The sequence below is a fragment of the Enterococcus wangshanyuanii genome (assembly GCF_002197645.1).
Classification (GTDB): Bacteria; Bacillota; Bacilli; order Lactobacillales; family Enterococcaceae; genus Enterococcus_L; species Enterococcus_L wangshanyuanii.
This window is the reverse complement of sequence record NZ_CP021874.1, coordinates 1,997,616-2,008,946: the sequence shown is the minus strand read 5'-3', so window position 1 is coordinate 2,008,946 and position 11,331 is coordinate 1,997,616. Positions and strand designations below refer to the sequence as shown.

Sequence of the window (11,331 nt, the reverse complement as noted above, 5' to 3'; positions counted from 1 at the left end):
TTCTAGTACCAAGTGGTGCTAAGTCCAGAGATGGAATAACCCAAGGTGCTGATTGCTATCGATTGTTAAGTGGCTTATTAAAATTCTTTAGTTGAAAAAATAGTAAAATGCTAGTATTATCTGATAATGAGTCAGAAAAAGTCCCAAGTGAGAAGAGGAAAATAAAATGGAAGATTACTTAGTAAAAGCATTATGTTATGAAGGATCGATTCGCGCTTACGCTGTTTGCGCAACAAATACAATTTCAGAAGCACAAGAACGTCATGATACATGGAGCTCGTCGACAGCTGCATTAGGCAGAACGATGGTCGGTGCGCTATTGTTAGGTGCAACGTTAAAAGGTGAAGATAAATTAACGGTCAAAGTTCAAGGGAATGGTCCGGCAGGAAGTATTGTTGTCGATAGTGACGGCAGTGGAAATACAAAAGGCTATATCAAAAATCCTCATGTTAGCCTAACCCTTAATGAGAGTGGAAAAATCGATGTTCGCGGAGCAGTTGGGACAGAAGGCGTCTTTACTGTGATCAAAGACCTTGGCTTGAAAGAAACTTTCTCAGGTCAAACACCGATCGTTTCTGGTGAAATCGGCGAAGATTTTACTTATTTTATGGCTGTTTCAGAACAAATTCCTTCAGCCATCGGTCTAAGTGTTTTAGTTGATACGGATGAACATGTTAGAGCTGCTGGTGGATTTATGATCCAGGTGATGCCGGGAGCAGATGAAAAAACAATCGATTTTATTGAACAACGATTGCAGGAAGTGCCGATGATTTCTCGTTTGATCGATGAAGGTGAATCTCCAGAAGGGATTTTGGAACGTTTATTAGGCAAAGATGAAATCGAAATTTTAGAAAAAATGCCAGTACAGTTTAAATGTAACTGTTCAAAAGAAAAATTTGGCACAGCAATAATCGCTGTAGGCCTTGATGAAATCAATGCGATGATCGAAGAAGATCATGGGGCAGAAGCCGTTTGCCAATTTTGCGGGAATAAATACCATTATAGCGAAGAAGATTTAATCGAATTGAGAGACGAAGCCATCAAAAATACACGAAATAAATAGGAGGAAAGCCTGATGTGGAAAATAGGTAATATTGAGATTCCTAATCGAGTGGTCGTTGCACCAATGGCAGGTATTAGTAATGCGGCTTTCCGAGTAACAGTCAAAGAATTTGGTGCAGGTCTAGTTGTTTGCGAGATGATCAGTGATAAAGGGATCCAGACTAGGAATAAAAAAACGTTGGATATGCTTTATATTGATGATCGAGAATACCCATTAAGCGTTCAGATTTTTGGTGGAAATAAAGAGAATCTTGTTGAAGCTGCGAAGTTTGTCGAAGAAAATACCCAAGCAGCGATCATCGATATCAACATGGGCTGTCCTGTCAATAAGATTATCAAAGCTGAAGCGGGGGCGAAATGGCTATTAGACCCGAATAAAGTCTATGAAATGGTTGAAGCAGTCTCTTCAGCGGTTTCTTTGCCAGTAACGGTAAAAATGCGGACTGGCTGGGATGATGAACACTTATTTGCCGTAGAGAACGCACTAGCTGCTGAAAAAGCAGGTGCTTCTGCCATTGCAATGCACGGCAGAACTCGAGTGCAAATGTATGAAGGAAAAGCGAATTGGGAAGTATTGAAAGAAGTAAAACGTCATTTAACGATTCCTTTTATGGGAAATGGTGATGTGAAAACCCCGGAAGATGCTAAACGGATGATCGAATACGTGGGTGCTGATGGTGTAATGATCGGTAGAGCAGCTTTAGGAAATCCCTGGATGATCCAACGAACAAAGGAATATCTTGAAACAGGTGTATTGATACCGGAGCCAAGTCCATTTGAAAAAATCGAAACCGCGAAACTTCATCTAACGCGTTTGATAGACTTAAAAGGGGAACGCATTGCAACAAGAGAATTTCGTCAGCATGCTGCCTACTATCTAAAAGGAATCCCTCGTGCAGCGAAAGTAAAAGCTGCAATCAACCAAGCGGAGACACAGCAGGAAATGGTCGATCTGTTAGATGCGTTTGTAGAAAAAGCAGAAAAATATGCAGAAAAAGAGACAATAGAAATAATCTAATAAAAAAAGCAGGCAGAATCCAAAGTTCAGCTTGCTTTTTTTCGTTTTAGTGTGGCATTATAATGGTATGTGATTTCAGAATGGAGGAAATAAAGTGGCAGATGAACAACAAGCGCACTTAGACGATCTAAATGATCAAATGCTTGTGCGTCGTGAAAAAATGGAAAACTTACGTGAAGAAGGGATTGATCCCTTTGGTAAACGTTTTGACCGTACACATAATTCAAGTGAGTTACATGAACAATATGACAAAAACTCAAAAGAAGAACTAAATGAACTAGACTTGTCAGCAAGTGTTGCTGGACGTATGATGACAAAGCGTGGAAAAGGTAAGGCTGGATTTGCTCACTTACAAGACCGTGAAGGTCAAATTCAAATCTATGTGCGTAAAGACCAAGTAGGAGATGAAGCGTATGAACTATTCAAGCACGCTGACCTCGGGGATTTCTTTGGCGTCACTGGACAAATTATGAAGACTGATACAGGAGAAGTAACTGTTAAGGCGAAAACCATCGTCCTATTAACTAAAGCGTTACGCCCGTTACCAGATAAATATCATGGCTTGACGAATATCGAACAACGTTACCGTCAACGTTACCTTGATTTAATCAGTAACAAAGATAGCTTTGATCGTTTCATGAAGCGTAGTCAAATTATTAGTGAAATCCGTCGTTACTTAGATAGTAATGGCTATGTAGAAGTGGAAACACCTGTTTTACACAATGATGCTGGTGGTGCAACTGCGAGACCGTTCATCACACATCATAATGCGTTGGATATGGATCTATATCTACGAATCGCTCTAGAATTACATTTGAAACGTCTGATCGTAGGCGGTATGGAAAAAGTCTATGAAATCGGCCGTGTTTTCCGTAATGAAGGAATCGATACAACGCATAATCCTGAGTTTACAATGTTAGAGGCTTATACAGCTTATACAGATTATAAAGATGTGATGGATCTAACTGAGGGGATCATTCGTAATGCCGCTGAAAAAGTATTAGGCACATCGACTATTACTTATGATGGAAAACAGGTGGATTTAGGTTCTGAATTCAAACGTGTTCATATGGTTGATGCGATCAAAGAGCAAACAGGTGTCGACTTCTGGCAAGAAATGACGGTTGAACAAGCACGTGATTTGGCTGAGAAGCACAATGTAGAAATCAATGATAACATGGCTGTAGGGCATATTTTAAATGAATTCTTCGAAACCTTTGTAGAAGAAACCTTGCAACAGCCAACGTTTGTTTATGGACATCCAGTTGAAGTTTCTCCGTTAGCGAAGAAAAATCCAGAAGACGGACGTTTCACTGACCGTTTTGAATTATTTATAGTAGGAAAAGAATTTGCAAATGCGTTCACTGAACTAAATGATCCGATTGATCAACGTGAACGTTTCGAGGGACAAGAAAAAGAACGTGAGCAAGGAAATGATGAAGCTCATGGCGTTGATGAAGACTTTATCGAGGCTTTAGAATATGGATTGCCGCCAACCGGTGGTTTAGGTATTGGTATTGATCGTCTAGTAATGCTTTTAACAGATGCACAATCGATTCGGGACGTACTATTATTCCCAACAATGAGATAAGTACAAAAAAACTGTCTGTCGACTATGATAGACAGTTTTTTTATTTCTAGAAAAACAAATGAAAAAGCAAATAAAATCTATCATTAGATGGGGAGAAAACGAACGATAAAGAACAAAAGTAATAAAACAATCGGCAACGAAAAAAACTTCAAAAAAAATGCAATTTTTGATTGACCTACGCGCCGAAACTTGGTATATTATTACATGTCGCAAGGCGAGCAACAAAAACGCCGAAACGACCAAAATAGAATAACAATTCAAGTTTTAAAAAAACTTGAAAAATCAGGAAGAAAGTTGTTGACAAATAACAAACAATCTGATAAACTAATGAAGTTGTCGCTGAAACAAACGACAACACCAAGCAGAAAAAACTTTGAAACTTTTTAAAAAAAGTGTTGACATCAAATCGAAGATTTGATATGATATAAAAGTTGCTGCGAGGTAACAACGTAGACCTTTGAAAACTGAACAAAGTAAGACAAACCAAATGTGTAGGTTGTTTTCACAACGGTGAAAACAAACAACAATTTTTAACAAGCGAAGCAATATGCTAGCAAACAAATGAGCTTAACGATCGCAAGATCGTGTTCAACTTTTATTATGAGAGTTTGATCCTGGCTCAGGACGAACGCTGGCGGCGTGCCTAATACATGCAAGTCGAACGCTTCTTTTCTACCGAGTGCTTGCACTCATTTGAAAAGAGGAGTGGCGGACGGGTGAGTAACACGTGGGTAACCTGCCCATCAGAAGGGGATAACACTTGGAAACAGGTGCTAATACCGTATAACAGTCGACACCGCATGGTGTTGATTTGAAAGACGCTTTCGGGTGTCACTGATGGATGGACCCGCGGTGCATTAGCTAGTTGGTGAGGTAACGGCTCACCAAGGCGATGATGCATAGCCGACCTGAGAGGGTGATCGGCCACACTGGGACTGAGACACGGCCCAGACTCCTACGGGAGGCAGCAGTAGGGAATCTTCGGCAATGGACGAAAGTCTGACCGAGCAACGCCGCGTGAGTGAAGAAGGTTTTCGGATCGTAAAACTCTGTTGTTAGAGAAGAACAAGTAGGAGAGTAACTGCTCTTACCTTGACGGTATCTAACCAGAAAGCCACGGCTAACTACGTGCCAGCAGCCGCGGTAATACGTAGGTGGCAAGCGTTGTCCGGATTTATTGGGCGTAAAGCGAGCGCAGGCGGTTTCTTAAGTCTGATGTGAAAGCCCCCGGCTCAACCGGGGAGGGTCATTGGAAACTGGGAGACTTGAGTGCAGAAGAGGAGAGTGGAATTCCATGTGTAGCGGTGAAATGCGTAGATATATGGAGGAACACCAGTGGCGAAGGCGACTCTCTGGTCTGTAACTGACGCTGAGGCTCGAAAGCGTGGGGAGCAAACAGGATTAGATACCCTGGTAGTCCACGCCGTAAACGATGAGTGCTAAGTGTTGGAGGGTTTCCGCCCTTCAGTGCTGCAGCAAACGCATTAAGCACTCCGCCTGGGGAGTACGACCGCAAGGTTGAAACTCAAAGGAATTGACGGGGGCCCGCACAAGCGGTGGAGCATGTGGTTTAATTCGAAGCAACGCGAAGAACCTTACCAGGTCTTGACATCCTTTGACCACTCTAGAGATAGAGCTTTCCCTTCGGGGACAAAGTGACAGGTGGTGCATGGTTGTCGTCAGCTCGTGTCGTGAGATGTTGGGTTAAGTCCCGCAACGAGCGCAACCCTTATTGTTAGTTGCCATCATTCAGTTGGGCACTCTAGCGAGACTGCCGGTGACAAACCGGAGGAAGGTGGGGATGACGTCAAATCATCATGCCCCTTATGACCTGGGCTACACACGTGCTACAATGGGAAGTACAACGAGTCGCTAGGCCGCGAGGTCATGCAAATCTCTTAAAGCTTCTCTCAGTTCGGATTGTAGGCTGCAACTCGCCTACATGAAGCCGGAATCGCTAGTAATCGCGGATCAGCACGCCGCGGTGAATACGTTCCCGGGCCTTGTACACACCGCCCGTCACACCACGAAAGTTTGTAACACCCGAAGTCGGTGAGGTAACCTTTTGGAGCCAGCCGCCTAAGGTGGGATAGATGATTGGGGTGAAGTCGTAACAAGGTAGCCGTATCGGAAGGTGCGGCTGGATCACCTCCTTTCTAAGGAATAGTACGGAACTACACGGTTCGTCAACACTTTGTTCAGTTTTGAGAGGTCTACTCTCAATTGTATAGCTTTACTGGGGCCTTAGCTCAGCTGGGAGAGCGCCTGCTTTGCACGCAGGAGGTCAGCGGTTCGATCCCGCTAGGCTCCATTAGTAACCATTGGTTACTAGATTGTTCATTGAAAACTGGATATTGAAGTAAAAAAAGTAATCAAAACAAACCGAGAACACCGCGTTGAAGAGTTAATTAATTAATTGTTCGAAGCTTATTTTATTGACCAACCTTCTATCGCTAGAAGAAGTAGTCAAGACCCAACCGCAAGGTTGATAAGGTTAAGTGAATAAGGGCGCACGGTGGATGCCTTGGCATTAGGAGCCGATGAAGGACGGGACTAACACCGATATGCTTTGGGGAGCTGTAAGTGAGCTATGATCCAGAGATTTCCGAATGGGGGAACCCAGCATCTTTTATAGGATGTTACTTTCCAGTGAATACATAGCTGGTTAGAGGTAGACGCAGAGAACTGAAACATCTAAGTACCTGCAGGAAGAGAAAGAAAATTCGATTCCCTGAGTAGCGGCGAGCGAAACGGGAAAAGCCCAAACCAACAAGCTTGCTTGTTGGGGTTGTAGGACTCCGATATGGTAGTCTGTCAGGATAGTCGAAGGACTTGGAAAGGTCCGCCAAAGTGGGTAATAGCCCCGTAGACGAAATTGTGACAGCACCTAGGAGGATCCTGAGTACGGCGGAACACGAGAAATTCCGTCGGAATCCGCGGGGACCATCCCGTAAGGCTAAATACTCCCTAATGACCGATAGTGAACCAGTACCGTGAGGGAAAGGTGAAAAGCACCCCGGAAGGGGAGTGAAATAGATCCTGAAACCGTGTGCCTACAACAAGTTCGAGCCCGTTAATGGGTGAGAGCGTGCCTTTTGTAGAATGAACCGGCGAGTTACGATTGCATGCGAGGTTAAGGTGAAGAGCCGGAGCCGCAGCGAAAGCGAGTCTGAATAGGGCGAATGAGTATGTAGTCGTAGACCCGAAACCATGTGATCTACCCATGGCCAGGTTGAAGGTGTGGTAAAACGCACTGGAGGACCGAACCCACGTACGTTGAAAAGTGCGGGGATGAGCTGTGGGTAGCGGAGAAATTCCAAACGAACTTGGAGATAGCTGGTTCTCTCCGAAATAGCTTTAGGGCTAGCGTCGAAGTTGAGAATGATGGAGGTAGAGCACTGTTTGGACTAGGGGCCCATCTCGGGTTACCGAATTCAGATAAACTCCGAATGCCATTCATTCATATTCGGCAGTCAGACTGCGAGTGATAAGATCCGTAGTCGAAAGGGAAACAGCCCAGACCACCAGCTAAGGTCCCAAAATAACTATTAAGTGGAAAAGGATGTGGGGTTGCACAGACAACTAGGATGTTGGCTCAGAAGCAGCCACCATTTAAAGAGTGCGTAATAGCTCACTAGTCGAGTGACCCTGCGCCGAAAATGTACCGGGGCTAAATAGTTTACCGAAGCTGTGGATCACACCTCTGGTGTGATGGTAGGAGAGCGTTCTAAGGGCGTTGAAGGTCGATCGTGAGGACGGCTGGAGCGCTTAGAAGTGAGAATGCCGGTATGAGTAGCGAAAGACGGGTGAGAATCCCGTCCACCGTATGACTAAGGTTTCCTGGGGAAGGCTCGTCCGCCCAGGGTTAGTCGGGACCTAAGCCGAGGCCGATAGGCGTAGGCGATGGACAACAGGTTGATATTCCTGTACCAGTTGTTTTTGTTTGAACAATGGAGGGACGCAGGAGGCTAAGGAATGCATGCGACTGGAAGTGCATGTCCAAGCAGTAAGTCTTGAGTAGAGTCAAATGCTTTACTCTGTACGGACAAGCTGTGATGGGGAGGGAAATAATAGTACCGAAGTTCCTGATGTCACACTGTCAAGAAAAGCTTCTAGTGAGAAAACAACTGCCCGTACCGTAAACCGACACAGGTAGTCGAGGAGAGTATCCTAAGGTGAGCGAGCGAACTCTCGTTAAGGAACTCGGCAAAATGACCCCGTAACTTCGGGAGAAGGGGTGCTGACTTCGGTCAGCCGCAGTGAATAGGCCCAAGCGACTGTTTATCAAAAACACAGGTCTCTGCAAAATCGAAAGATGAAGTATAGGGGCTGACGCCTGCCCGGTGCTGGAAGGTTAAGAGGATGGGTTAGCTTCGGCGAAGCTCAGAATTGAAGCCCCAGTAAACGGCGGCCGTAACTATAACGGTCCTAAGGTAGCGAAATTCCTTGTCGGGTAAGTTCCGACCCGCACGAAAGGCGTAACGATTTGGGCACTGTCTCAACGAGAGACTCGGTGAAATTTTAGTACCTGTGAAGATGCAGGTTACCCGCGACAGGACGGAAAGACCCCATGGAGCTTTACTGTAGCTTGATATTGAGTGTTTGTACCACATGTACAGGATAGGTAGGAGCCGATGAACCCGGAACGCTAGTTTCGGTGGAGGCGCTGGTGGGATACTACCCTTGTGTTATGAACCCTCTAACCCGCAGCCCTAATCGGGCTGGGAGACAGTGTCAGGTGGGCAGTTTGACTGGGGCGGTCGCCTCCTAAAAGGTAACGGAGGCGCCCAAAGGTTCCCTCAGAATGGTTGGAAATCATTCGCAGAGTGTAAAGGCAGAAGGGAGCTTGACTGCGAGACTTACAAGTCGAGCAGGGACGAAAGTCGGGCTTAGTGATCCGGTGGTTCCGCATGGAAGGGCCATCGCTCAACGGATAAAAGCTACCCTGGGGATAACAGGCTTATCTCCCCCAAGAGTCCACATCGACGGGGAGGTTTGGCACCTCGATGTCGGCTCGTCGCATCCTGGGGCTGTAGTCGGTCCCAAGGGTTGGGCTGTTCGCCCATTAAAGCGGCACGCGAGCTGGGTTCAGAACGTCGTGAGACAGTTCGGTCCCTATCCGTCGCGGGCGTTGGAAATTTGAGAGGAGCTGTCCTTAGTACGAGAGGACCGGGATGGACTTACCGCTGGTGTACCAGTTGTTCTGCCAAGGGCATTGCTGGGTAGCTATGTAGGGAAGGGATAAACGCTGAAAGCATCTAAGTGTGAAGCCCACCTCAAGATGAGATTTCCCATTTCTTTAAGAAAGTAAGACCCCTCAGAGATGATGAGGTAGATAGGTTGGAAGTGGAAGTGCAGTGATGTACGGAGCGGACCAATACTAATCGGTCGAGGACTTAACCAAAAGAAATAAAATAAAAGATCTTGGTAAGCATTGATTACAAGCTTCAATCCAGTTTTGAGTGAATCATCACTCAATTAAATACAACAACACCCAGTGTGGTGGCGATAGCGAGAAGGATACACCTGTTCCCATGCCGAACACAGAAGTTAAGCTTCTTAGCGCCGATTGTAGTGAAGGGTTTCCCTTTGTGAGAGTAGGACGTCGCCGCGCTAAACGTGTTGTATCGGAGGTTTAGCTCAGCTGGGAGAGCACCTGCCTTACAAGCAGGGGGTCGGCGGTTCGATCCCGTCAACCTCCATTTTTTGAGCCGTTAGCTCAGTTGGTAGAGCATCTGACTTTTAATCAGAGGGTCGCAGGTTCGAGCCCTGCACGGCTCATAGAAATATTTTGCGGGTGTGGCGGAATTGGCAGACGCACTAGATTTAGGATCTAGCGCCTTACGGCGTGGGGGTTCAAGTCCCTTCACCCGCATCTTTTAAGTCTCGTTGATAAACTTGGCGAAATACGCCGGCTTAGCTCAGTTGGTAGAGCATCTGATTTGTAATCAGAGGGTCGAGGGTTCAAGTCCTTTAGCCGGCATCAAACTGCGGAAATAGCTCAGTGGTAGAGCACCACCTTGCCAAGGTGGGGGTCGCGGGTTCGAACCCCGTTTTCCGCTTAGCTTGTTCATTCGCCGGGGTGGCGGAACTGGCAGACGCACAGGACTTAAAATCCTGCGGTGAGTGATCACCGTACCGGTTCGATTCCGGTCCTCGGCATTCATCACAACCTGTGTTGAGATGATTTTTAGCACCCATAGCTCAACTGGATAGAGTGTTTGACTACGAATCAAAAGGTTAGGGGTTCGACTCCCTTTGGGTGCATTTGAAATACGGGAAGTAGCTCAGCTTGGTAGAGCACTTGGTTTGGGACCAAGGGGTCGCAGGTTCGAATCCTGTCTTCCCGATTTTATTTTGTGGGGCCTTAGCTCAGCTGGGAGAGCGCCTGCTTTGCACGCAGGAGGTCAGCGGTTCGATCCCGCTAGGCTCCATTGTACCATTTTATTATCATCGCGGTGTAGCTCAGCTGGCTAGAGCGTCCGGTTCATACCCGGGAGGTCGGGGGTTCGATCCCCTCCGCCGCGATACCTTATTAGAGCCAAGGACCTTTAGCTCAGTTGGTTAGAGCAGACGGCTCATAACCGTCCGGTCGTAGGTTCGAGTCCTACAAGGTCCATTGTAGTGACTTAATTAATATTTCGGAGGATTACCCAAGTCCGGCTGAAGGGAACGGTCTTGAAAACCGTCAGGCGGGTAAAACCGTGCAAGGGTTCGAATCCCTTATCCTCCTTTATTGATGACCACAGTGAGTGTGAAGTATCACTTACTAGTGATCACCAAGAGAAACAACTTTCTAATAGTCTTTGACTATAATTATCGCGGGGTGGAGCAGTCAGGTAGCTCGTCGGGCTCATAACCCGAAGGTCGTAGGTTCAAATCCTGCCCCCGCAATTGCTTGAAAAAGCAAAAAGTTATTCGTGACGCAACACAATAACGGATGGTTTGGTAGTTCAGCTGGTTAGAATGCCTGCCTGTCACGCAGGAGGTCGCGGGTTCGAGTCCCGTCCAGACCGTTATCTTTTTTTGCGGGTGTAGTTTAGTGGTAAAACCACAGCCTTCCAAGCTGTTGTCGCGAGTTCGATTCTCGTCACCCGCTTTATGGGCCTATAGCTCAGCTGGTTAGAGCGCACGCCTGATAAGCGTGAGGTCGATGGTTCGAGTCCATTTAGGCCCATTAATAAATATTTTACTTGGGGAAGTACTCAAGTGGCTGAAGAGGCGCCCCTGCTAAGGGTGTAGGTCGGGAAACTGGCGCGAGGGTTCAAATCCCTCCTTCTCCGTTCCAAGTAGGCCCGTTGGTCAAGCGGTTAAGACACCGCCCTTTCACGGCGGTATCACGGGTTCGATTCCCGTACGGGTCATTGTTTATATATTAATATTTCGGAGGATTACCCAAGTCCGGCTGAAGGGAACGGTCTTGAAAACCGTCAGGCGGGTAAAACCGTGCAAGGGTTCGAATCCCTTATCCTCCTTTATTGTTGACCATAGTGAGTGTGAAGTATCACTTACTAGTGATCACCAAGAGAAACACCTTTCTAATAGTCTTTGACTATAATTATCGCGGGGTGGAGCAGTCAGGTAGCTCGTCGGGCTCATAACCCGAAGGTCGTAGGTTCAAATCCTGCCCCCGCAATTGCTTGAAAAAGCAAAAAGTTAT

3 protein-coding genes, 21 tRNA genes and 3 rRNA genes are annotated in these 11,331 nt (G+C 46.4%); all 27 read left to right on the top strand.

Annotated features, from left to right (window positions below; all coding sequences use genetic code 11):
• Positions 1–166: 166 nt before the first annotated feature.
• Complete coding sequence (gene hslO, locus CC204_RS09920) at positions 167–1,063, top strand: Hsp33 family molecular chaperone HslO (RefSeq protein WP_088269999.1); 897 nt, start codon at positions 167–169, stop codon at positions 1,061–1,063.
• A 12-nt stretch (positions 1,064–1,075) separates the two neighbouring features.
• Positions 1,076–2,080, top strand: coding sequence for a tRNA dihydrouridine synthase DusB (gene dusB, locus CC204_RS09915; protein ID WP_088269998.1), 1,005 nt, complete (start codon positions 1,076–1,078; stop codon positions 2,078–2,080).
• Between the two features lie 94 nt (positions 2,081–2,174).
• The gene (lysS, locus tag CC204_RS09910; RefSeq protein ID WP_088269997.1) at positions 2,175–3,671 is read left to right on the top strand and encodes a lysine--tRNA ligase; all 1,497 of its coding nucleotides are present in this window, start codon (positions 2,175–2,177) and stop codon (positions 3,669–3,671) included.
• A gap of 596 nt (positions 3,672–4,267) precedes the next feature.
• Positions 4,268–5,827: ribosomal RNA gene (locus tag CC204_RS09905) — 16S ribosomal RNA — on the top strand.
• An 82-nt stretch (positions 5,828–5,909) separates the two neighbouring features.
• Positions 5,910–5,982 (top strand) — tRNA-Ala (locus tag CC204_RS09900).
• Positions 5,983–6,163: 181 nt separating this feature from the next.
• Positions 6,164–9,075: ribosomal RNA gene (locus tag CC204_RS09895) — 23S ribosomal RNA — on the top strand.
• Between the two features lie 94 nt (positions 9,076–9,169).
• Positions 9,170–9,285 (top strand): 5S ribosomal RNA (rrf, locus tag CC204_RS09890).
• The 16S, 23S and 5S rRNA genes sit together here with 21 tRNA genes alongside, the layout of an rRNA operon.
• Before the next feature lie 15 nt (positions 9,286–9,300).
• Positions 9,301–9,373, top strand: a tRNA-Val gene (locus CC204_RS09885).
• 6 nt (positions 9,374–9,379) lie between these two features.
• Positions 9,380–9,452: transfer RNA gene (locus tag CC204_RS09880), tRNA-Lys, on the top strand.
• A gap of 12 nt (positions 9,453–9,464) precedes the next feature.
• Positions 9,465–9,546: transfer RNA gene (locus tag CC204_RS09875), tRNA-Leu, on the top strand.
• 35 nt (positions 9,547–9,581) lie between these two features.
• Positions 9,582–9,654 (top strand) — tRNA-Thr (locus CC204_RS09870).
• 7 nt (positions 9,655–9,661) lie between these two features.
• Positions 9,662–9,733: transfer RNA gene (locus CC204_RS09865), tRNA-Gly, on the top strand.
• 14 nt (positions 9,734–9,747) lie between these two features.
• Positions 9,748–9,833, top strand: a tRNA-Leu gene (locus tag CC204_RS09860).
• 31 nt (positions 9,834–9,864) lie between these two features.
• Positions 9,865–9,938: transfer RNA gene (locus CC204_RS09855), tRNA-Arg, on the top strand.
• Positions 9,939–9,947: 9 nt separating this feature from the next.
• Positions 9,948–10,021 (top strand) — tRNA-Pro (locus CC204_RS09850).
• An 11-nt stretch (positions 10,022–10,032) separates the two neighbouring features.
• Positions 10,033–10,105, top strand: a tRNA-Ala gene (locus CC204_RS09845).
• A gap of 20 nt (positions 10,106–10,125) precedes the next feature.
• Positions 10,126–10,199, top strand: a tRNA-Met gene (locus CC204_RS09840).
• A gap of 17 nt (positions 10,200–10,216) precedes the next feature.
• Positions 10,217–10,290: transfer RNA gene (locus tag CC204_RS09835), tRNA-Ile, on the top strand.
• A 24-nt stretch (positions 10,291–10,314) separates the two neighbouring features.
• Positions 10,315–10,404 (top strand) — tRNA-Ser (locus CC204_RS09830).
• Positions 10,405–10,491: 87 nt separating this feature from the next.
• Positions 10,492–10,565, top strand: a tRNA-Met gene (locus CC204_RS09825).
• A gap of 48 nt (positions 10,566–10,613) precedes the next feature.
• Positions 10,614–10,687: transfer RNA gene (locus CC204_RS09820), tRNA-Asp, on the top strand.
• Positions 10,688–10,699: 12 nt separating this feature from the next.
• Positions 10,700–10,770: transfer RNA gene (locus CC204_RS09815), tRNA-Gly, on the top strand.
• Between the two features lie 4 nt (positions 10,771–10,774).
• A tRNA-Ile gene (locus CC204_RS09810) sits at positions 10,775–10,848 on the top strand.
• Positions 10,849–10,866: 18 nt separating this feature from the next.
• Positions 10,867–10,954 (top strand) — tRNA-Ser (locus CC204_RS09805).
• Positions 10,955–10,963: 9 nt separating this feature from the next.
• A tRNA-Glu gene (locus tag CC204_RS09800) sits at positions 10,964–11,035 on the top strand.
• A gap of 21 nt (positions 11,036–11,056) precedes the next feature.
• A tRNA-Ser gene (locus CC204_RS09795) sits at positions 11,057–11,146 on the top strand.
• Positions 11,147–11,233: 87 nt separating this feature from the next.
• Positions 11,234–11,307 (top strand) — tRNA-Met (locus CC204_RS09790).
• Positions 11,308–11,331 lie beyond the last annotated feature (24 nt).

Bases quoted from the DNA above. Each gene is read 5' to 3' on its own strand.
- dusB (WP_088269998.1), top strand. From the start codon at position 1,076: ATGTGGAAAATAGGTAATATTGAGATTCCTAATCGAGTGGTCGTTGCA.
- hslO (WP_088269999.1), top strand. From the start codon at position 167: ATGGAAGATTACTTAGTAAAAGCATTATGTTATGAAGGATCGATTCGC.